The organism is Streptomyces sp. NPDC058653, from assembly GCF_042716895.1.
Taxonomy (GTDB): domain Bacteria; phylum Actinomycetota; class Actinomycetes; order Streptomycetales; family Streptomycetaceae; genus Streptomyces.
Genome location: NZ_JBHXRM010000001.1, coordinates 14,779 through 35,548 on the forward strand (window position 1 = coordinate 14,779; position 20,770 = coordinate 35,548).

The window sequence follows — 20,770 nt, forward strand, 5'->3', positions numbered from 1 at the left end:
GGCGGGCCCGGCCGGTCTCGGCGCAGCGTCTCCCACGGGTCCCCCGGTCCCGACCGGCACCGCGCCCCAAGCCCGGCCGCGTCAGCCGCACGAGTGGCCGCAGTCACCCTCCTGGCGGACGATGGAGAGGGGGCTCGGCGCGGGGGAGGCCCCGGGACGTCCTGCACCGACAGGAGCCGATCATGAAGAAGCAGCACAATCCGCGGAACGCCCCCGTCGAGACCACCGCTCGCGGGCGTGCCGTGCTGAACAATCCGCTGCTGAACCGGGGCACCGCCTTCACGCTGCCGGAGCGCGAGGAGCTCGGCCTGGTGGGTCTCGTGCCACCGCGCGTGCTGCCCCTGGAGCAGCAGGCGGCCCGTGCGTACAAGCAGTACTCGGACCAGCCGAACGACGTGGCCAGGAATGTCTACCTCGCGGCGCTCCGCGACCGTAACTGCGTGCTGTTCTACAGGCTCATCGGCGACCACCTGGAGGAGATGCTCCCGATCGTCTACACACCCACGGTCGGTACGGCGATCGAGCGCTACAGCAACGAGTACCGGCGCCCCCGCGGTGTCTATCTGTCGGTGGACACACCCGAGGCCGTCGAGGGCTCGCTGCGCGCCGTGGGCCTGGGCCCGGACGACGTGGACCTGATCGTCGCCACCGACGGCGAGGCGATTCTCGGCATCGGCGACTGGGGCGTGGGCGGTATCGACATCGCGGTGGGCAAGCTCGCCGTCTACACGGCCGCCGCCGGAATCGATCCGCGCCGCACGGTGGCCGTGATGCTCGATGTGGGCACCGACCGCCAGGAGTTGCTGGACGACCCGTTCTATCTGGGCAACCGGCACAAGCGCGTCGACCGGTCCACGTACGACGCCTTCATCGACGCCTACGTGGTCGCCGCCACGAAGCTGTTCCCCAACGCCCTGCTGCACTGGGAGGACTTCGGCCCGGACAACGCGCGTCGCATCCTGGACCACTACCGCGACGAGGTCTTCACCTTCAACGACGACATCCAGGGGACCGGCGCCGTCAATCTCGCCGCCGTCCTCTCGGGGGTCAGGGCCGGCGGCGTCCCGCTGACCGAGCACCGCGTGGTGATCCTCGGGGCCGGCACCGCGGGCATCGGAGTCGCCGACCGGCTGTGCGACGCGTTCATGTCCGCGGGACTGTCGGAGCGGGAGGCCGTCGCGCGTATCTGGGCCGTCGACCGTCACGGTCTGCTCATCGAGGGCCAGAAGGACCTGCGCGACTTCCAGACCCGCTTCGCCCGGCCCGCCGACGAGGCCGACGGCCGGCAGCGCGACGGACAAGTGGGCGGTGTCGCGCTCGCCGAGACCGTACGCCGGGTGCGCCCGACCATTCTGATCGGCACCTCGGGACAGGGCGGCGCCTTCACGGAGGAGATCGTGCGCTCGATGGCCGCGCACACCCCGCGACCGATCATCCTGCCCATGTCCAACCCCACACGGCTGGCCGAGGCGACCCCCGCCGACCTGCTGGCGTGGACGGACGGCCGGGCCCTGATCGCCACGGGCAGCCCGTTCGACCCCGTCGAGCACGACGGCACGCTGTACGAGATCGGCCAGGCCAACAACGCGCTGGTCTTCCCGGGCCTGGGGCTCGGCGCCATCGTCGCCGGCGCGCACCGGGTCACCGACCACATGCTCGCGGCGGCGGCCCACGCGGTGGCGGACCAGATCGACGACCTCGCCGACGGCGACCCGATCCTGCCCCGTGTCGACCAGCTGCACGGGACGTCCGCCGCGGTCGCCGCCGAGGTCGCCCGCGCCGCGGCCGAGGACGGTGTCGCCGGCGGAACGGTCGACGAGACCATCCACGACCGCGTCGTCGCCGCGATGTGGCAACCCGTCTACCGGCCGATCAAGGCCGTATGAGAGGCGGGCGGCGGGGGATCAGGAGCAGGCCCGGCGGTACGCCCGCCGGCCGGGACCGTACGGGAGGGACGACCCGGACGACAGGAAGGAAGCCACGATGACCAACCATCCGGGGCCTCTGACGGACACCGTGCTCGACCGCGTGGCGTGCGCGTCGCTGGTCGACGCCATGGGCCGTGTCCACGAGCACCGCGCGCACCTCCTCAGCCTGGTCAGCCCGGCGCCACGGAGACTGTTCGGCCCGGTCGCCACGATCGCGTATCTCCCCTACCGCGACGACATGCCGCACGCCGAGTTCGGAGATCTCTACTCCCAGGCGATGGTCGGCCGCCGGGCGGGCACGGTGCTGGTGCTGTCGAGCGGGGGCTACCCCGACGTCTCCCACGGCGGCGGCACCAAGCTCTCCCACCTCGAACACAGCGGCGCGGCGGGAGTTCTGGCGGACGGCCGCCTACGGGACTTCGACCAACTGGCCGACTACGGGTTCGCGACCTGGTGCCGGGGAGAGGCGACCCTGGCGGGCGGGGAAACGGCCATGCCGTTCGCCGCGAACGTCGCGGTGGAGGTGGGCGGCGTCAGCGTGTTCCCCGGGGACTATCTGTACGCCGACGCCAGCGGAGCGGTCGTGATCCCCGCCGGAAGCCTGGAGCGGGTGATCGACGAGGCCCTGAAGGTCGAGGCCGAGGACGCGGGCTTCGCCCAGGAGATCGCCGCCCAGGAACGAGCGGCCCGGTGAAACACCCCTTGACCCCCTTTCTTACGGGAGCGGGCTCCGCTGTCAAAGGCCGGCTGCCGCAGAGAGCCTCACATAAAGAGGAAGTGGAAACATGTGTACAGGTGGTGCAGCAAGTGACCACGCGCCTCGGGTCCTGCACGACTTCGAGCCGCGCACGCGTATGCCCCTGGAGCCGGTCGACTCGGTGACCGTCACCACGCTGATGGACAACTACACCGACCGGATCCTGGCCGATCAAGGCCCCGCACGCCGATTGCCACCGGTCACCGGGGTTCCCGCGTCGACCATGGTGGAGGAGTCCGTACCCGGTTCACTGATCGCCGAGCACGGGTTCTCCGCCCTTGTCACCGTGGTCAAGGACGGGCATGAGCACCGCTTTCTCTTCGACGCCGGCACCAGCCCCGACGGTGTCGTGGACAACATGCGGAGTCTGCGGATCGATCCGGCCTCCATCGAGGCGATCATCTGTAGCCACGGGCACTTCGACCACACCACCGGGCTCGACGGCCTGGTCCGCGCGCTTGGTGGCAGCGTCAATCTTCCGGTGCTCATCCACCCGCACTTCTGGCGCAGCCGCCGGATGGTCCTGCCGGGTGCCGAACCCATGAACCTCCCCACCACCAGCCGCAAGGCTCTCGAAGGCGCCGGGTTCGAGGTGATCGAGGAGCAGCAGCCGAGCTTCCTCTTCGAGGGGTCGGTCCTGGTCACCGGGGAAGTCCCGCGGACCACCGGTTACGAGCCCGGCTTCCCGCCGCAGCAGGCCCGGATCGGCGGGAAGTGGGAGCCCGATCCCCTCGTGCTGGACGACCAGGCGCTGATCGTCGACGTCCGGGACAAGGGGCTGATGGTCCTGACCGGGTGCGGCCACGCCGGTGTGGTGAACATCTGCCGGTACGCCCGGCGCCTCACCGACGACCGGCCCTTGCACGCGGTCGTCGGCGGATTCCATCTCAACGGGCCGGTGTTCGAGTCCCTGATCCCCCGAGTGCTCGCGGATCTCGGCGAGATGACGCCGTCCGTGCTCATTCCCGCCCACTGCACTGGCTGGCGCGCGGAGCACGCGATGGCGACGGAGTTCGGTGATGCCTTCATCCCCAACACGGTGGGCACCGCGGTCACTCTCTGACCGAAGGCAGGAAGAGGACCGCGTCGAAGTCCGTGAACGTGCCGGGGGAGAGCGGGAAGTAGCCGGGGTTGTCGGTGGTGCGCGTCGTCAGACCGGGGAATCCCGCCGCCAGCTCCCTCAGTTCCGCGACGGGCACGAGACGGCTCTCGGTCGTTGTCGAGGCCAGCAGCAGGCCTTCCAAGGTGTTCGGCGGTGGCTCGGCGATGCCCGCGTGGGGCGCCGAGCCGACGGCCGTGGCGATGACCACGTACTCGGAACCGTACGTGCGGGCGAGGTGCGCGCCGGCCGGGACCCAGGGCACGTCCATGGGGCCGATCCGCATCCGCGCCGGGTCGCGTCGCAGATGCTCGTTCTGGGCGAACACCAGAACGGGACCGTTGCCGTCCTCGCGGACCGTGAGCGCCCGCAGGTTGGCCGCCATCATCGCGTCGCGTACTCCGAGACCGCGCTCAAGCCGCTCGTTCGGATCGGTCCGGGCCAGGACCGCGTGGTACGCGAGCAGGCCGGCGGCGGTACGGGCGCCGAGTTCCGCTTCACGCAGCGCCTCCGGGGAGCAGGTCGCGGCGATCCGGGGTGTCTGGGACATGAGCAGCCAGCCGAGGTCGTCGGTGATCACCCGTAGCTCACCCGCCTCGGGCGTATCGCCGACCGCCTTCGAGGGATCCATGATCACCTCGGGGTCGGTCCATCGCTCCTCGTCGCCGATCAGAGCCTCGATCCGGCTCCATCGGTGGAGTACCGGCTCGTCGTTGGCCCCGAGGAAGGTGTGCAGCAGGCGCAGGGACTCCCGGGGGCTCTGCGCCCCGCTGTGCTCCATCGGCGCGTCGATCCCGGCGAAACGCACGCGCGGTTGTGCTCGCGCATCCACTCCACCATCGCGCGGTTCCCCGGCGCCGCGCCGAACCCATGGCTGATTCCGTCGGCCATCACCCGGTCGAGGTCACCGCCGCCGCCGAGGACGTAGGCGTCGACCAGGCGCCCCGCGAGACAGTCCGACTCCAACGCCACGCACCGGCAAGCCCCTTGGCCGACTAGCCCCCGCAGGAGGTCGTTGCGCAGACGGAGAAAGGTCTCCTCACCATGGAACGGCTCGCCGAGTGCCAGCAGCCGGGGCCGCCGCACGGCCCGGTCGTCGAGGAACCGCCCGACCGCCGCGTACATCGATTCGTCATGTGCCATCACCTCGATGGTATCTTTGACGTTTCGGTTGAGGGTTGGGCATGATTCCTGGGGAGTCATCGCTCCGTACCCTCAATCCGGGGGCGACACCGGGGAGGGAACCGCATGAGGCCCGTGGACCTGGCCCGGCCGCACGGGCTGTCCGGCCAGGCGATCCGTAACTACGAAGCGGCCGGCATCCTCCCCGCCGCCGAGCGCACCGCCTCCGGCTACCGGCGCTACACGAGCGTGCACGTCGCCGCCCTGCGGACCTTCGTCGCCCTCGTCCCGGCCCACGGCCACGCCGCTGCCCGGTCGATCATGGAGCTGGTCAACACCGGCCGTACGGAAGAGGCGCTCATCGTCATCGACCGCGGCCATGCCGAACTGCTCACCGACCGGCGGACGTTGGACTCGATCGAGCAGGCGCTCACGGAACTGACCCGGCCCCAGCCCCGGCCCGAGCCTCGGACCCGGGACGAGCGGCCCGCACCTCGCGGCACCACCACGATCGGCGCCCTCGCCCATCGGCTCGGCCTGCGGCCCGCGACTCTGCGGCGGTGGGAACGGGCCGGCCTGCTCCACCCGCGACGGGACACCGCCACCGGGTACCGGACGTACTCACCCGCCGACGTCCGCGACGCCCATATCGTCCACCAACTGCGCCGCGGCGGATACGTACTGGCCCAGATCGCGCCGCTCCTCGCCGAACTGGGCGACGTCACCTCCCCCGCCTCCGCCGCGTCGGCGATCGCCGAGCGTCGCCACCGTCTGCACACACGCGCCCTCGCCATGCTGAAGGCATCCGCCGAGATGGGTGAGTATCTGCACGAGCGGAGCCGGTACACGGACGACGGCTGATGCACCGGCGTGCACTCGCGGAGGCTTTTCACGCTCCCCCGAACGGCGCACACGCCGTTGGGCTCCGCTCATCAAGATCAATAGCCTGACGCCCGGCGCGTGACCACGCGCCTCCCAGGCGAGTGAAGGCGAGCGACCCAGTGAGACTCCCGATGTTGCGGCGCACGGCCCGGCTCGGCGCGGTGGCCGCGCTGCTGACGATGCTCGGCACCGCCCCGGCCGACGCGGCCGAGGAGTGGCGGAAGGTGGGCGGCGACGCCCGGAGCGGTGTCAGCGGTGTCGCGTACGAAGGCCGTACCGAGGACGGCGCCGGGGTACGCGTACTCGTCGTCCACGACAACAAGCGCTCCGGGCAGGCGCGACTCTCCCGGATCACCCACCGGGATGCCTCCACCGACGTCACTCCCCTCACCTGGGACGGCGCCGAACCCGTCGACCTGGAGGCCGTCGAGGCCGTTCCCGGGATGCCGGGGGAGTATCTGGCGCTCGCCGCCCGCGGCATCGTGTACCGCCTGAAGGTCACCGACTCCACGGCGACCGTCGTCGAGTACGCGCCCCTGCCGGCGATCGGCGAGGGCGACGACTTCGAGAGCTTCGAGCTCGTGTCCCAGAACGGGAGGACGGCCGCTCTCTGGGCGGACCGCGGAGCGGGGGCGGACCGTCCCGCCACGCTGTACGCGGCGTCCTTCACCTTCGCCACCTGGGGGCAGCCGCAGTTCGCCGGCGTGACGCGAAGGGCCTATCGGGCGGCGTACCCGACGGACGAGAGGACACGCCACATCTCCGACATCTCGGTGACCGACTCCGGCCGGATCCTGCTGAGTTCGGCGTCGGACGAAGGTGACGACGGACCGTTCGACTCCGCGGTGAGCGACGCGGGCCGCGTGACCGTGTCTACGGCAGGGCGGGTACGGATCGCGCTCGCCCAGACCCCGGCGGTGCTGGGCACGTTCCCCGAGTTCAAGATCGAGGGCGTGGAGTGCCTGCCGGGATCGGGCGAGGCATTCCTCGGCACCGACGACGAGAACCGTGGGGGATACGTACGGACCATGCCGTACTGCGGCAACTGACAGCCCGTCAGAGCACCTGACAGGAAGGACGGGACGAGCCCACCAGGCCCGTCCCGTCCCGTCCGTCACCTCAGTGACTCAGCGAATCAGCGGTTCAGCGACGCACACCGCACGTCGCCGTCGCCGTCCGCGACGGATCGCTCTCCGACCGCGCCGTCAGCGTCACCTTCCCCGTGCGGGCGGCGCCGTGGCCCGCCGCCACCGCGACCTCGACCTCGGTGGAACGGCCGGCCTCCGCCGTGGCCAGCCGGTTGGGCAGCCCCACCCGCCACTTCTTCCCGTCGACCCGCGCCGACAGCCGGTAGACGTCCGACTTCTGATGGCTCGCCGTCGAACCGCTCGCGCCACGCCCGGTGTTGGTGAGGTCGAACCGGCACGTGGTCCCCTTGCCGTCCGGCTTCCCGTCGGGGCTGCCGTGCTTCAGGGCCACGCCCCGCTTCTGCGGCCCCGACCCGTCGAGCGACCTGACGGCGATGACGTAGGACAGCTCGCCCTTCCGGTTCACCCGCTTGTCGATGACGTAGAAGTGCAGCCGGTTGGCGTGGTCGACGTACTCGTACTCGCTCCCCGAGTCCGTCCCGGCGTGGAACAGCCCGTCGTTGAGCTGCCGGTAGTCCCCGACGGACCGCATCACGGGTGTGCCGTCCGGCTTCGTGTAGTCGGCCATGCCGATGTCCTGCGGATTGGCGTCGACCATCCAGCTGAAGCAGAGATATCCGCAGCTGTTGTTCTCGTTGTCGAAGGGCTTGTTCCTGGTCAGCATCACCCCGTTGTCCGGGGTGAACGAGTCGGTGCCGATGCGCTGCACCGTCTCGATGGTGTAGTCGGTGAAGCCCGGCCCCGCGCACATCGGGTCCTTCGCGACGTCGCACGCCGGTGTGCGGTCCTTGCCCAGATCGATACGGACCCCCTGGAGGGCGTTCTTCTGCACGGCCGCGGTACGGGCGCGGACCTCGAACACCGCCGGGCCCGCCGTCCTCAGCGCCTCGGGGTCGAGGGCGAGGACCTGCTCGTCGTCGATGAAGCCGAGCTTCGTCCTCGTACGCAGCGTGTGCCCGGCGGGCATCGAGGCGCCCTGTGTCGCGGGCACCTGCCAGCGGTTGTGCGGGCCGCCGGGGCCGTTGAACGAGCCGCGGTCCATACCGTCGAAGGGGCCGGTGCCCGAGCGGTGGTACGGCTGTACATACGGGTTGTTGGCGTTGTCGCCGATGTCGAACGTGTGGGTGATCTCGTGGGTGATCGTCCCCGAGCTCTCCCCCTGCCGGATACCCGAGTTGCCCCAGAGCTGCGAACCCGCCTTCCACGAGGTCCACTCGGTGTAGCGGCCCCGGACCCAGTTCGGCAGCGACGGGTCGGGCGGGCCCCACTCGTCGGGGATGTCCTCCTTGTTCTGGAACATCATCTCGCCGAACTCCTGCCAGACGGACGTCTCGTCGTAGCCGGCGTAGAGACGGAAGACCCGGTCGTACGACTCGGCCTCCTCCTCGCCGACGTCGTCGAGCCACATCGGGTCGATGTCGTCCTCGATCGAGCCGTCGCAGCTGTGCCCGGCGGGACAGCCCTCGCCCTCCTGGCCGATGTCGTTGACGCCGTACTCGTACGACGCGCGCGGGGCGCGGTAGGGCGAGAAGGGGACGAACTCGACGCCTATCCGGCCGTCGGTCTGTTCCATCCAGTACTCGTTGACGGTGTGCCCGTGGTTGAGCTCGCTCGGCTTGTTCCAGAAGTCCGCGTAGAACTGGGCGATCCGGGCGCGCGGCACCGGATCGATCTGGGGGTTCTTGAACACGTCGCTGCCCTTGGGCAGCGTCATCACGAAGGGCTGGTCGGGGAAGTCGACGGCCAGCACCGCGATCCTCAGCTTCTTCTCGGTCGGCCGGCGCTCAGGATCGGCCCAGTCCGTACCGGGCACGGCCCGGTAGTCGCTCCAGGTCATGTCCTGCTGGTCCTGCCAGTTCTGCGGGTCGAGGGGCGCGAACGGATCGCCGCGCCCCTCCTTGCCGGCCGTGGCGGAGCCGGGCGCCGTCGTCACGGCTCCCGCCCCCGCCCCCGCTCCGGCGCCGGCGGCGAGCAGCGCGGCGGTCAGCGCGACCGCCACCACCAGCCGTTTACGTTGTCGGGCTGAGCGCATGGGAACCCCTTCTCAGAGAACGAAGCCGTTCGGGAACGGATCCGCGGGATCCAGCAGGTAGTTGGCCGTTCCGGTGATCCACGCGCGACCCGAGAACTCCGGCACCACCGCCGGCAGGCCCGCGACCTCGCTCGTCCCCAGCAGCCGCCCGGTGAACCGGGTGCCGATGAAGGACTCGTTGACGAACTCCGTGTCCAGCGCCAGCTCGCCCCGGGCGTGGAGCTGTGCCATCCGCGCGCACGTACCGGTGCCGCACGGTGAGCGGTCGAACCAGCCGGGCTGGATGGCCATGGCGTTGCGGGAGTGCCGGGCGTCCGAGCCGGGCGCCAGGAACTGCACGTGCTTGCAGCCGCGGATCGTCGGGTCCGCCGGGTGCACCGGCGGATGGTGCGCGTTGACGGCGTCCGAGATCGCCAGGCCCGCCGCCAGGATGTCGTCCTTGCGCGCCCGGTCGAAGGGCAGCCCGAGGGACGCCAGGTCCACCACGGCGTAGAAGTTGCCGCCGTACGCCATGTCGTACCGGACCTCGCCCAGACCCGGCACGGTCACCTTCGCGTCGAGCTCCAGCGCGAACGCGTCCACGTTGCGCAGCGTGACCTTCTCGGCCACACCGTCGCGTACCGCCACGCGGGCCTCCACCAGCCCGGCCGGGGTGTCGAGACGTACGACCGTCTCGGGCTCGGTGACCGTCACCATCCCGGTCTCCACCAGGACGGTCGCCACCCCGATCGTCCCGTGCCCGCACATCGGCAGGAAGCCGCTGACCTCGATGTACAGGACGCCCCAGTCCGCGTCCCGACGGGTCGGCGGTTGCAGGATCGCGCCGCTCATCGCGGGATGCCCGCGAGGCTCGTCGACCAGGAAGCGCCGCAGCGGGTCCAGACGCTCGATCGCGTAGGTCCGGCGCTCGGCCATCGTGTCGCCCGGGACCGGTGCCACGCCGCCGGTGACCACGCGCGTCGGCATGCCCTCCGTATGGGAGTCGACCGCGCTGATCGTCCGTACGCTGCGCATCAGACCGCCTGCCGCTCGCCGTCCGTGGCGGTGCCCGGAGCCCCTGCGGCCTCCGCGGCCAGGAAGTCGATCGCCTGACGCATCTCGGCGGTGATCAGCTCCCGGTGCGCGGGGATCAGCGGGCCGCGCGGCGGGCGGCACGGGCCGCCGTAACGGCCGACCATCTCCATACCGAGCTTGATCGCCTGGACGAACTCGGTACGCGAGTCCCACCGGAACGCCGCGACCAGCGGCCGGTACAGGGCGCGTGCCTCCTCCAGCCGTCCCTCCGTGGCGAGTCGGAACAGGCGCGCCGACTCCGCCGGGAAGACGTTGGGGAAGCCCGCGAACCAGCCGGTGGCCCCCATCAGCATGCTCTCCAGCGCCACGTCGTCCGCGCCGCTGATCACATCGAGACCGGGCGCCCTCTCCTTGATCTCCAGCACGCGCCGCACATCGCCGGAGAACTCCTTGACGGCGAGCACGTTGTCGATCTGGGCGATCTCCGCGAGGAGGCCGGGTGTCAGGTCGACCTTCGTGTCGACGGGGTTGTTGTAGACCATGACCGGCAGGCCGACGGCGGCCACGGCCTCGAAGTGCGCCACGACCTCACCCGCGTTGGCCCGGTACATCGTCGGCGGCAGACAGAGCACACCGTCGGCGCCGTCCTCGGCGGCGGCCTCCGCCCACCGCACCGCCTGGTGCGAACCCGGCCCGTGCACGCCGACGACGACCTTGCCGCGTCCGCGTACCGCCTCGATGGCCGTACGGGCGACGGCGCGGCGTTCCTCGTCGGTCAGGGACGAGTACTCGCCGAGGGATCCGTTGGGGCCGACCCCGTCGCAGCCGTTGTCGACGAGCCAGCGGCAGTGGTCGGCGTACGTGTCGTGGTCGACGGCCAGTCCGGCCGGGGCCGAGGGGTCCTGCCGGTACGGCAGCGCGGTCGCGACGACGACCCCGGTCAGCGGGTTGGGGCTCTCGACGGTGCTCATGAAGTGCTCTCCTCCACGGGGGAGTTGGGGAATGAGGAAGGTGTCTCGGGCGGTCGGGCCAGTTCGCCGAGCCTGATCGGTTCGGCGACGGGCCGGTGGTACGGGCCGGTGCCCGTGTCGGTGGTGCCGCGCAGTTCGGCGACGGTCGGGCCGCAGACACGGGCCTGGCACGGTCCCAGCCCGGCCCGCGTCGCCAACTTCGCCACCCGGGGCTCGGTACCGGTGGGATCGGCGGCCGACCGGCACACCGCCTCGTACGTCGTCTCCTCGCAGCGGCAGACCACGGTGTCGGGACGCAGCCAGCCGGGCCAGGCACGGCCGACGGGGTGCGCGAGCGCCAGCCGGGCGGCGAACGCCCTGCCCTGGTCGCGGCTGCGGCGGGAGGTGGCCAGGGCCCGCGAGCCGGGGTCGCCGCCCGCCGCGATCCAGCCGGCGACGGCGCCTTCGGCGCGCGCGGCGGGAGCCCCCGCGATGCCGGTGATCTCCCCGGCCGCGTACACGCCGGGCCGGCTCGTACGCTGCTCGTCGTCCACGGCCACGAAGGGGCCGGCGGAGGACGCGGAGGTGGATCCGGCCGTGGACGATCCGGCGGCCCCGCCCGGCGCGCGGCGCAGCTCGCACCCGGCCGCGACCGGCAGCTCCAGCTGCGGGGTGAACCCGTGGCCGACGCACAACGCGTCGACGGCGATGACACGTTCACTGCCGGGTACCACCGACCAGTCCGCCCGGACCCGGGCACTGACGATCTCCTCCACGCGGCCGTCGCCCCGGGCCTCCACGACCGCCCTGCCCATCCGGTAAGGCACCCGGTGACGCGCCAACGCCCCTGTGTACGAGAGGAGTTCACCGGACTTGCCGAGCTGCGAACCGAGCTCCCACGGGCGGCGCAGCCAGCCGCGCGCCACGGACGCGGGACCACCCGCCTCGAGAACGGCGAGGACCCGGGACCCGGCCTCCAGCAGGGACGTCGCCACCGGCAGCAGGAACGGCCCCGTGCCGGCGACCACCACCCGGTCACCGACGACCACACGCTCTCCCTTGACCAGCGCCTGGGCCGCGCCCGCCGTGTACACACCCGGCAGGTCCCAGCCCGGGAAGGGCAGCACCCGGTCGTGGGCGCCCACGGCGAGCACCAGGGCGTCCGGCTCCAGCACATGGCGGCGCCGGGGCGTACCGCGCAGGACGTGCACCAGCGGCGGACCGTCCGACGCGGGGTCACGCCGCTCCAGCGCCCATACGGAACTCTCCGCCCACCAGTCGCAGCGCGGATGCTCCAGCACCCGGCGCACGCGCCGGTCGAAGGAGCGGTAGCCGTGCTGGAGAGCGCCGGGGTCGGCCGCCTCGTACGCCTCGGGGAGCATCCGGTGGTACTGGCCGCCGGGCCGCTCGGCAGAGTCGATCAACGTCACCTGGGCGCCCGCGGCCAGGGCCGTGTCGGCGGCGGCGAGCCCAGCGGGCCCGGCTCCCACCACCACGACATGACGGGCGCTCACCGGGCCCGCCACCCTTCGCGGTTGTCGCCCGGGACCCGCGACTGGGTGGTCACCACGTCACCGTCCCGGGCGCGGCGGCGGCACGCCCGTACGTCGCGCTCGTCGTTCACCGTCACCAGACAGTCGAAGCAGACACCAATACCGCAGAACACACCGCGCGGCGCTCCCGAGGGCGCCAGGCGCCAGGCATCGCGGCCGGCGGCGAGGAGCACCCCGGCCAGGGTCTGGCCCGCGATGCCGGTGAGCGGTTCACCGTCCACCGTGATGGTGAGCGGCCGGTCCCGGCGGCCGGCCGGGTCGGACCCGGCGGGTACGAGACGTGGGCTCATGCCCCCTCCTCGGTGGTGGTCGGATTCTCGGGCGGTGCGTCCGGTCCGTCGGGCTCGGCCGGCGTCTCGCCGAGCACCGCCGGCCGGTCGACGCGGAAGGGACTCGTGTCGATCGCTGTCGGAACGCCGCCGAGCAGTTCGCGTACGAGCCGGGCGGTTCCGACCGACAGCCCGATTCCCGCCCCTTCGTGGCCCGTCGCGTGCCAGAGACCGGGCAGTCGTGGATCGGCGCCGATGACCGGGAGATGATCGGGGACGTACGAGCGGAAGCCCCCGTACGCCCGCATCACGTGCACGCCCGCCAGCGACGGGAAGAGCTTGAGCGCCTTGGCCGCGATCGCGGACAGCACCTCCGGGCGCGTCCGGTCGTCGAAGCCGACGCGCCGTCTGGACGATCCGAGCAGGACGGTGCCCGCCCGGGTGGACTCCACGACGGCCGACGTCCGGAGATCGCCCGCGCCACTGCCCACCGCGCCCACGTAGTCGGCGTCGTACACCTTGTGGAAGACGGTCGGCGGCAGGGGAGTGGTCACCAGGACCTCACCGCGCCGGGGGCGGATGTCCAGGGGCACACCGAGCCGCCGGGCGACCTCGCCCGACCAGGGGCCCGCGGCGTTGACGAAGACATCCGCCTCCACCTGCCCGTCCACCGTGAGGACCGCCGTGAGCCGGCCGCCGCGAGTCACTGCGCCGAGCACCTCGCGGCCGGTACGCAGCCGGGCCCCGGCCCGCAGCGCGTCGGCGAGCAGGGTGACGGCCGCTCCGGCCGGCTGGACCTGCGCGTCCTCGGGGTAGTACACGGCGGCGGTGCGCCGTTCGGTGAGGAACGGCTCGGCCTCCGTCAGCGCGTCGGAGTCCATGGTCTCGGCCCGGACCCCGGCGGCGCGCTGGGACGCCGCGAACGGCAGCAGCCCGTCGGCGCCCTCCTCGGTGGTGGCCACCACGATGCCGCCCTTGGGGTCCCACTCCACCGGGTCCACCGTCTCCGGGGAGGTCCGCTCACCGACGGCGGCCAGCACCTCGGGCCACAACCGCCGCGACAGCTGGGCGAGTTCCAGCTCCGGCCCCGGGCCCTTGTCGGAGACCAGGATGTTTCCCTCGCCGTGCGAGGTGGTCGCGGCGGCGGCTCCCGCACGGTCCAGTACGAGGACGTCGAAACCGGCGACCGCGAGCTCGCGGGCGCACGCGGCACCGATGATTCCGGCGCCGATGATGACGACTCGTGTTCGGTCCACCAGACCTCCGCGTTCTTCATAGCGAACGAAGCTGAGGCTATGGCGAGGTACCGGAGGTGTCAACGGGCCCCGCGGACCGAACGGTCACGCGTCGCGCGCCGCCCTCAGTGGGGCGTGCTCGGCCCCTCCTGCCTGGCGGCGCCCCCGCCCGACCGGTAGTGCAGCAGCAGCACCGAACGCACCGGCCCGTCGTTTGCCGCGTAGCGGTGCGGCAGCGAGGCGTCGAACGACACGTAGTCGCCGGGCCCCAGCTCCACCCGGTGGCCGTCCACCTCCACGCTCAGCGTGCCGCTCTGCACCACGGTGTGCTCGGTGCCCGCGTGTCCGAGCGACGGCTGCTGCGAATCGGCCCGTACCTGCTGGTCGTAGACCTCCACGATGACTCCGCCCGCCTCGATCCGCCGCAGCGGACGCAGATCCACGCCCTCCCCGCTCAGCACGTCCACATCGGCCGCCCGCACCACGGTCACCGCCTCCGCGTGACCGGTGTCCAGCAGGTCCGAGATGGGCACCTCCAGGGCGCGCGAGAGGCTGAACACCGTCTCGATGGTCGGATTGCCGGTGGCCGACTCCAGCTGCGACAGGGTCGCCTTGCCGATCTTGGACAGCCGGGACAGCTCGGAGAGTGACAGACCCCGACGGCCCCTCTCCCGGCGGAGATTGGCGGCCAGAGCGCTGCGGACCGGACTGTTGGGGGACATCGGGGGATCTCCTTCGACCGTCAGGTCTGTTCGCTTCAGTAGGCGGTGTACGGCTATGCCCTGTTCGGTATCACGAACGGAGCGCCATACGCGACCGCCGGGGACGGGCATCGTATCGACATCCGCGAACCCGTCCCCGGGCGGTGGCGACGGGGAGATCCGGTCACCGCTCTGCCTGACCGGGCCCCCTCCTCAGCCCGTACCGAACGGGACCGTTCGCCACGGGCTGTCCGGCGTTGTCGCCAGGGCCCGGTGGGCATCGAGCACGGTGGTGTACCAGGGGCCGAACTCCTCCTCGTCGAAGTGGAGACACCGGCCCAGCACATAGCCCGCGGAGAACTCCTCCCACGAGTCGTACACCGCCCGCGCCTCCCCCGACGCGCGTGTCAGCGCCGTGAGTGTCTCCGACTCGGTGGCGTAGCGCGCGCCCAGGCCCCAGCGGGCCATCTTCGAGGCGCGGCCGATGTCCCACGCGGCGACCGAGCGGACCACACCGTCCGGTGGCAGAAGACCGTCGGCGCGGAAGCGGGACTCGTAGCGCAGCACCTTGCCGACCAGCGAGCGGAGGTGCGCCACGAACGTCTCGAACTCGGCCCCGTCCCCTGGCGTTCCGGCCCGTACGGGCTGGTCGCGCAGCGTGTCCCCCACGCACGCGCGCCACTCCTCGGCATCGACGCGTCCGCCCGGCGCGGCGATCAGCGCGGTACGCGCCCCGAGTACGAAGTCCCAGTACCAGGGGCTGACTTCACGGCCGAGGAGCCGCTCCTCGATGGCGAGCCAGTCCTCCCGGTCATGGACACCCCACGACTCGGCCACCCGCTCCCGCTCGCCCCGGAAGCCCATACCGTGCCAGTACGCGGTGTTCCACGCGTCCCCGTTGGTGAAGCAGAGGTGCGCGCCGCAGGCCAGACCGTGCAGCAGCGGCCCCGACGGGAGGACGCCGGAGCGCCGGGTCACCACGCGGTCCATCAACTCCTCGGAGGAGAACAGCTCGTGGTGCAGGTCCAGCCAGACCTCCCGCTCCTCGTCGTCGGTGGGGAAGTACTGCTGACAGGGCGTGGCCACATTGACCGCGAGGACGTCCACATCGGTGGGGAGTATCCCCGCGAGCGCGCCAAGCGTCGTGTACTCGTAGACGAGATCCGGGTGCGGGCGGGGCAGCAGACCCGCCGTGTAGACCCCCGCCACCGTGCGGCCGTCGGGGATCTCCATGGTCAGCATCGGGTACGCGCTCCCGCCCGCCGCGACCGCCTCCTCGACGGCGACCGGGTAGTACACGCCCTCGATCGCGAGCGCCCGCAGATAGGCGTACACGTTCTCGGCCCTGGCCAGCTTGTAGAGATGCTGCTCCAGATCGGCGGGTGCCGGCCATCGGCCGCCGTCGTCCGGGGCGGGGACGAAGGGAAAGAACTCGTCGTGGACCTCGGCCTTGTCTCCGTCTCCGTCTTCGTCCTCGGCCGCCGTCCGCATCCATCTCTCCCCGTGCCGGTCGCACCCTCGTCCAGGGCGCAAGATCAAAGCCACGTTACCGCTGACGGGACGGGCTCCCGCGCGCCGGCCGGGAAGTCAACGGCGCCTGGATGAAAGGGAGATGACCACCCGGACCCGGCCGGGCGCCACCCCCGTCCCTCAGCTCCCGGCGAGCTCCGGCAGCCCGCGCAGGAAGCGCAGTTGCTCCAGGTCCTGGAAGTAGCCGCCGCCCTCGTGGCGGTTCCACGGCCAGACGCGGATGTCCTTCGGTCCCGACCAGTGGTTGTACGCCGCGAACACCGTCGACGGCGGGCAGATGTCATCCATCAGGGCCGCCGAGAAGAGCGCCGGGGCGCTCGCCCGCGCCGCGAAGTTGACCCCGTCGAAGTAGGACAGTGTCCGGAAGACCCGCTCGGCCGAGTCCCGGTGGGTGCGCAGATACGTCCAGATCTCCCGGTACGCGTTGCCCTCCACCACCTGGAGCGCGCGCCGGAAGTGGCAGAGCGAGGGCTGGTTGACCAGGGCGGCGCCCACCCCGTCGGTCAGCGCCGACGCGGCCAGCGCGATCCCGCCGCCCTGGCTGCCGCCCGCGATCACGATCCGCGCCGGGTCGACCGACGGATGCGCGCGGGCCGCGTCCACGGCCCGCACCGCGTCGGTGAACACCCGGCGGTAGTAGTAGTCCGCCGGATTCTCGATGCCCCGGGTGACCATGCCCGGCGAGGACGCGCCGCCGCTGCCGTGCGGATCGCCCGTCGCCCCCGGCTGGAGCGAACCGCCCTGCCCCCGGGTGTCCATCAGCAGATGCGCGTAACCGGCGGACGGCCAGGTCAGCCACTCGTGGGGGAAGCCGCGCCCGCCGCCGTAACCGAGGAAGCCCACCACGCACGGCAGCGGCCCGGTGGCCGAGGCCGGCACCAGCAGCCAGCCGGCCACCGGATCTCCGCCGAAGCCGGGGAAGCTCACGTCGTACACGTCCACCTCGGTCAGACAGGCGTCGTACGGGGTGAAGACGGGCGCGCGGTCATGGCTCCGCGCCTCACGGAGGGTCTCGGCCCAGAACGTGTCGAAGTCCGGCGGCTCCTCCCGGTCGGGGAGGTACTCGCGCAGCTCCTCCAGGGGCAGATCCATCAGCGGCATGGCGGCGCTCCCTTGTCGTCGATCAGGCGCGCTCGGCGCCGTACACCGTGAGGGAGTCCGGGGCTTCCACCCGGACCTGACCCGCCGCGTCGAGCGATACGGCCAGAGGCGCGCCCGCCACCCGCAGTCCGGTCAGACGCAGCGGACCGAAGCCCTCGGCTGCCTTCGGCGAGATACGCAGCGTGCCTCCCGGCACATCGACCTCCAGACCCAGCGCGGCCTGGAGCAGCGCGACGGCGGACGCCGCCGACCAGGACTGCGGGCGGCACGACGCCGGATACGGGGCGGGCACACTGTCGACCGCCGAGCCGTGACCGGCGAACAGCTCGGGCAGCCGGCCGTCGAACGCCGCGGACGCGGCGACCAGTCCGCCGGCGAGCGAGGCGGCCTCCGCCGGGAAGCCCGCCCGGACCAGGCCGTGCACGGCGATGGCCGTGTCATGCGGCCAGATCGACCCGATGTGATAGCCGAACGGGTTGAAACCGGTTGATTCCGTGCTCAATGTGCGCAGTCCGAAACCGGAGTTCAGCTCGGGCCCGGCCAGCCGGGCCGCCAGCAGCGCGCTCTCCTCCTCGTCCAGGAGACCGGTGCCCAGCAGATGCCCGAAGCCCGAAGTGACCGAGTCCACCGGGCGCTTGGCGGCGTCCAGTGCCACGGCCGGGTAGCGGCCCGACTCGTCCTCGATCCAGAAGCTCTCCCGGAAGCGGCGCTTGAGCCGGTCCGCCCACGCCTCCCAGCGCTCCGCGCCGGGCCGGCCGAACGCGCGCAGCAGCGCCGCGCCGCCCATCGCCGCCTCGTAGCCGTACGCCTGGACCTCGCACAGCGCGATCGGGGCCTCGGCGAGCCGGCCGTCGCGCCAGCGGATGGCGTCCCCGGAGTCCTTCCAGCCCTGGTTCGCGAGCCCGAGACCGGAGACGTCGATGTATTCGAGCAGGCCGTCCCCGTCCGCGTCGCCGTACGTCGCCAGCCACTCCAGGGCGGCCTCGGCGTGCGGCAGCAGATCGCGCACCTGCTCGGGGTCCAGGCCCCACCGCCAGGCGTCGTGCAGCAGGATCACCCAGAGCGGGGTGGCGTCGACCGTGCCGTAGTAGACCGGCGGCAGTGACGCGCCCTCGTTGAGCTTCTGCCCCTCACGGCGCACCTCGTGCAGGATCTTGCCGGGCTGCTCGTCGGTGCGGCTGTCGGTGGTGGTGCCCTGGCGGCGGGCAAGAGTGCGGAGGGTGCCCGCCGCCAGGTCGCTGCCGAGCGGCAGCAGCATGCGCGCCGCCCACAGCGAGTCACGGCCGAACAGGGTCAGGAACCAGGGTGACCCCGCGGCCAGGAACTGATCCTCCGGATGCTCCGGGTCGGAGAGCAGCAGCCGCTCCAGGTCGCCGACCGACCGGGCGAAGAACTGGTCCAGGCGGTGATCGGCGCTGCGCAGCCCGGTCCCCGACCACGGCACGGCGTCGCGCGCGACGGCCGGGAACCGGAGGGGCTCGGTGTCGGTGACGGTGCACTCGAGATCCGTACGCCACGACTCACGTGCCGCCAGCGCCACTTCGAACCGCAGCTCACCCGCGCCCGCGTCGGTCCGGGGCGAGCCCGACGACGCGTGCAGCCGCACACGGACGCCGTCCCCGCGCCAGACCAGCGCGCCGTCCTCCGCCTCGGCGGGGACCGGATCCGACCGGCGGCCCGACTTGACGCCGTTCATGCTCGCCAGGTCGCCGGCCGCGCTCACGACGACCTCCAGCCGTATCTCCTGTACGCCCGCGTTCACGATCTCCAACTCCTCGCGCAGCACGCCCGGTTCGAGCGAGCGCACGCGGTGCAGGGTGACGGCCGGGTCGGCGGTGTGCTCGCCGACGCCGCGCACCACGGAGCGGAAGGACGTCCTGTCCGCGGAGGTGAGGGTGTTGCTGACGGGAAGGACCGGCACCCCCTCGACCCGGACCGAGAGTCTGGAGAGCAGCCGGCGGTCGCCGTGGAAGAACCCGTCCACCCCGCCGGTGATGTCACCGGTCGGCCGGGAGAGCACCAGGCTGGGCGCGTAGAGCGTGGTGCAGACGTCGTGCAGGAAGGGCTGGAGGCCCTCGGTGACGACATTCCCAAGGGGCTGGTGACCGGCGGGGTTTCCCTGGACGACCGTGTTCACTGTGTGGCGCCTCTCGTGATTTGGATCGATCTAAAATCACCTTAACCCTTGCCAAGCTGGTGTGGGAAAGAGTTTTATCGATCCATTGCAGATGCGGCGCCGCATTTCGAACGGTCGCCGCCATGGAACGGAGGCCGTTGGTGGCACGTACGACGTCGGCAGGCGGGCGCAAGGGAGGGCCGGTCACCCTGGCTCTCGTGGCCCAGAGGGCCGGAGTGTCCACCCAGACGGTCTCCAACGCGCTGAACTCGCCCGAACTCCTCGCGCCAGGCACCCTGAAGCGGGTCCGCGAGGCGCTGGACGAGCTGGACTACCGGCCCCACCAGGCCGCGCGTTCGCTCCGTACGCGCTCCAGCAGACTGATCGGGTACGGCGTCCAGCCCACGCCGCCCGGTCTGTCGACGCCCGTCACCGACCACTTCCTGCACGCCCTGTCGGACTCGGCGGACCGGGCCGGCTACCGCATACTGCTCTTCGCCGCGCCCCTCGGCACCGCCGACGAGGCGGAGCGGTACGACGAACTGCTCCGCGAGCACTCGGTCGACGGGTTCGTCCTCAGCAACACCTACCGGGGCGACAAGCGGCCGGGCTGGCTGCACAAGAACGGCGTCCCGTTCATCGCGTTCGGCCGCTGGTCGGCGCGGGACACCGGCGACTGGGTGGACGTGGACGGTGCCCACGGCACCGCCGCCGCCGTCGACCACCTGGTGGCCGCGGGACACCGGAAGATCGCCTTCCTGGGCTGGCCGCGCGGTTCGGGCGTCGGTGACGACCGGGCCGGCGGCTGGCGTGAGGCGATGCGCCAGCACGACCTGCCCGTTCGCGACCTGCGGGTGTCGTCCCTGGACGACGTGGACGCCGCCCGCGAGGCGGTCGCCCGCGTCGTGGGCCGCGCCACCGCCGTGGTCGCGGCCAGCGACACCCTGGCGCTCGGCTGCTACCGCGCGCTGCGGGACGCCGGACTCAGCCCGGGGCGTGACGTGGCGGTCGTCGGCTTCGACGACTCGCCCGCCGCCGGGCTGCTCTCACCCAGCCTCAGCAGCGTCCGCCAGCCGCTGGACGAGGTCGGCCGGGCCTGCACCCGGATTCTGATGGCCCGCATCAAGGACCCGGCCGCCGACCCCGGGCGTGTGCTGCTGGCACCCGAACTGATCGTCAGGGAGAGCTCGTCGGCCGAGCACCGCCCCTGACCCCGCCGGGACTCCCCACCCGGACCCCTCCCCGCCCCCGTACCGATCCGCTCCCCCGTACCGATCCGCCGCCCAACGATCCACCCCCAACGCCCGCCCCCGTCCCCCAAGACCCCGACAGC

Annotated in this window: 16 protein-coding genes and 1 pseudogene; 6 read left to right on the plus strand and 11 right to left on the minus strand. The window is 72.0% G+C overall.

Annotated elements, in window-relative coordinates; all coding sequences use genetic code 11:
* Nucleotides 1-182 precede the first annotated feature (182 nt).
* The 3 genes from ACFWU9_RS00075 to ACFWU9_RS00085 all read left to right on the plus strand — a co-directional run bounded on the left by ACFWU9_RS00075 (nt 183) and on the right by ACFWU9_RS00085 (nt 3,748).
* Entirely contained in the window at nt 183-1,886 is a 1,704-nt protein-coding gene (locus ACFWU9_RS00075; protein ID WP_384313254.1) for an NAD-dependent malic enzyme, read from the plus strand.
* A gap of 97 nt (nt 1,887-1,983) precedes the next feature.
* Entirely contained in the window at nt 1,984-2,622 is a 639-nt protein-coding gene (locus ACFWU9_RS00080; protein ID WP_384313256.1) for an RraA family protein, read from the plus strand.
* Nucleotides 2,623-2,713: 91 nt separating this feature from the next.
* A complete protein-coding gene (locus tag ACFWU9_RS00085) occupies nt 2,714-3,748 on the plus strand; it encodes an MBL fold metallo-hydrolase (protein WP_384313258.1) in 1,035 nt (344 codons plus the stop codon).
* Here ACFWU9_RS00085 and ACFWU9_RS00090 read toward each other — a convergent pair.
* Nucleotides 3,738-4,987: pseudogene (locus tag ACFWU9_RS00090) on the minus strand (erythromycin esterase family protein). The gene ACFWU9_RS00085 and the pseudogene ACFWU9_RS00090 sit on opposite strands and share 11 nt — an antisense overlap.
* Nucleotides 4,988-5,032: 45 nt before the next feature.
* Here ACFWU9_RS00090 and ACFWU9_RS00095 point away from each other — a divergent pair.
* Complete coding sequence (locus tag ACFWU9_RS00095) at nt 5,033-5,767, plus strand: MerR family transcriptional regulator (protein WP_384313259.1); 735 nt, start codon at nt 5,033-5,035, stop codon at nt 5,765-5,767.
* A gap of 152 nt (nt 5,768-5,919) precedes the next feature.
* Nucleotides 5,920-6,837 carry a hypothetical protein gene (locus ACFWU9_RS00100; RefSeq protein ID WP_384313261.1) on the plus strand — a complete coding sequence of 306 codons (918 nt, stop codon included), beginning with the start codon at nt 5,920-5,922 and terminating at the stop codon, nt 6,835-6,837.
* A 94-nt stretch (nt 6,838-6,931) separates the two neighbouring features.
* Here the strand turns inward: ACFWU9_RS00100 and ACFWU9_RS00105 are convergent, their stop codons facing one another.
* The 10 genes from ACFWU9_RS00105 to ACFWU9_RS00150 form a co-directional block, all read right to left on the minus strand.
* Nucleotides 6,932-8,968 (minus strand): peptidase M6, encoded by a 2,037-nt coding sequence (locus ACFWU9_RS00105; RefSeq protein ID WP_384313263.1) that lies wholly within the window; start codon nt 8,966-8,968, stop codon nt 6,932-6,934.
* Between the two features lie 12 nt (nt 8,969-8,980).
* Nucleotides 8,981-9,982: a proline racemase family protein gene (locus tag ACFWU9_RS00110; RefSeq protein ID WP_384313264.1), complete on the minus strand. Its 1,002-nt coding sequence runs from the start codon at nt 9,980-9,982 to the stop codon at nt 8,981-8,983.
* Nucleotides 9,982-10,953, minus strand: a complete 972-nt coding sequence (locus tag ACFWU9_RS00115; protein WP_384313266.1) for a dihydrodipicolinate synthase family protein — start codon at nt 10,951-10,953, stop codon at nt 9,982-9,984. The genes ACFWU9_RS00110 and ACFWU9_RS00115 overlap by 1 nt, the downstream gene beginning before the upstream one ends.
* Nucleotides 10,950-12,446, minus strand: coding sequence for an FAD-dependent oxidoreductase (locus ACFWU9_RS00120; RefSeq protein ID WP_384313268.1), 1,497 nt, complete (start codon nt 12,444-12,446; stop codon nt 10,950-10,952). The genes ACFWU9_RS00115 and ACFWU9_RS00120 overlap by 4 nt, the downstream gene beginning before the upstream one ends.
* Nucleotides 12,443-12,775: a (2Fe-2S)-binding protein gene (locus ACFWU9_RS00125; RefSeq protein ID WP_384313270.1), complete on the minus strand. Its 333-nt coding sequence runs from the start codon at nt 12,773-12,775 to the stop codon at nt 12,443-12,445. The genes ACFWU9_RS00120 and ACFWU9_RS00125 overlap by 4 nt, the downstream gene beginning before the upstream one ends.
* Nucleotides 12,772-14,010, minus strand: coding sequence for an NAD(P)/FAD-dependent oxidoreductase (locus ACFWU9_RS00130; RefSeq protein WP_384313272.1), 1,239 nt, complete (start codon nt 14,008-14,010; stop codon nt 12,772-12,774). Before ACFWU9_RS00130 ends, ACFWU9_RS00125 begins: the two co-directional genes overlap by 4 nt.
* A gap of 104 nt (nt 14,011-14,114) precedes the next feature.
* Nucleotides 14,115-14,711, minus strand: a complete 597-nt coding sequence (locus ACFWU9_RS00135; RefSeq protein WP_384313274.1) for a helix-turn-helix domain-containing protein — start codon at nt 14,709-14,711, stop codon at nt 14,115-14,117.
* A gap of 192 nt (nt 14,712-14,903) precedes the next feature.
* Nucleotides 14,904-16,181, minus strand: coding sequence for a DUF1266 domain-containing protein (locus ACFWU9_RS00140; RefSeq protein ID WP_384313276.1), 1,278 nt, complete (start codon nt 16,179-16,181; stop codon nt 14,904-14,906).
* Between the two features lie 159 nt (nt 16,182-16,340).
* Nucleotides 16,341-17,321: an acetylxylan esterase gene (locus tag ACFWU9_RS00145; protein WP_384313278.1), complete on the minus strand. Its 981-nt coding sequence runs from the start codon at nt 17,319-17,321 to the stop codon at nt 16,341-16,343.
* A 22-nt stretch (nt 17,322-17,343) separates the two neighbouring features.
* Complete coding sequence (locus ACFWU9_RS00150; RefSeq protein ID WP_384313280.1) at nt 17,344-19,458, minus strand: glycogen debranching N-terminal domain-containing protein; 2,115 nt, start codon at nt 19,456-19,458, stop codon at nt 17,344-17,346.
* Between the two features lie 122 nt (nt 19,459-19,580).
* Between ACFWU9_RS00150 and ACFWU9_RS00155 the strand changes: the two genes are divergently transcribed.
* Nucleotides 19,581-20,648, plus strand: coding sequence for a LacI family DNA-binding transcriptional regulator (locus ACFWU9_RS00155; protein WP_384313282.1), 1,068 nt, complete (start codon nt 19,581-19,583; stop codon nt 20,646-20,648).
* Nucleotides 20,649-20,770 lie beyond the last annotated feature (122 nt).

Excerpts from the sequence above, each read along its gene's own strand:
- ACFWU9_RS00125 (WP_384313270.1), bottom strand. The coding sequence starts at position 12,775 with ATGAGCCCACGTCTCGTACCCGCCGGGTCCGACCCGGCCGGCCGCCGG.
- ACFWU9_RS00140 (WP_384313276.1), bottom strand. The coding sequence starts at position 16,181 with ATGCGGACGGCGGCCGAGGACGAAGACGGAGACGGAGACAAGGCCGAG.
- ACFWU9_RS00115 (WP_384313266.1), bottom strand. The coding sequence starts at position 10,953 with ATGAGCACCGTCGAGAGCCCCAACCCGCTGACCGGGGTCGTCGTCGCG.
- ACFWU9_RS00080 (WP_384313256.1), top strand. The coding sequence starts at position 1,984 with ATGACCAACCATCCGGGGCCTCTGACGGACACCGTGCTCGACCGCGTG.
- ACFWU9_RS00100 (WP_384313261.1), top strand. The coding sequence starts at position 5,920 with ATGTTGCGGCGCACGGCCCGGCTCGGCGCGGTGGCCGCGCTGCTGACG.
- ACFWU9_RS00075 (WP_384313254.1), top strand. The coding sequence starts at position 183 with ATGAAGAAGCAGCACAATCCGCGGAACGCCCCCGTCGAGACCACCGCT.
- ACFWU9_RS00145 (WP_384313278.1), bottom strand. The coding sequence starts at position 17,321 with ATGCCGCTGATGGATCTGCCCCTGGAGGAGCTGCGCGAGTACCTCCCC.
- ACFWU9_RS00085 (WP_384313258.1), top strand. The coding sequence starts at position 2,714 with ATGTGTACAGGTGGTGCAGCAAGTGACCACGCGCCTCGGGTCCTGCAC.
- ACFWU9_RS00155 (WP_384313282.1), top strand. The coding sequence starts at position 19,581 with ATGGAACGGAGGCCGTTGGTGGCACGTACGACGTCGGCAGGCGGGCGC.
- ACFWU9_RS00110 (WP_384313264.1), bottom strand. The coding sequence starts at position 9,982 with ATGCGCAGCGTACGGACGATCAGCGCGGTCGACTCCCATACGGAGGGC.
- ACFWU9_RS00135 (WP_384313274.1), bottom strand. The coding sequence starts at position 14,711 with ATGTCCCCCAACAGTCCGGTCCGCAGCGCTCTGGCCGCCAATCTCCGC.
- ACFWU9_RS00095 (WP_384313259.1), top strand. The coding sequence starts at position 5,033 with ATGAGGCCCGTGGACCTGGCCCGGCCGCACGGGCTGTCCGGCCAGGCG.
- ACFWU9_RS00105 (WP_384313263.1), bottom strand. The coding sequence starts at position 8,968 with ATGCGCTCAGCCCGACAACGTAAACGGCTGGTGGTGGCGGTCGCGCTG.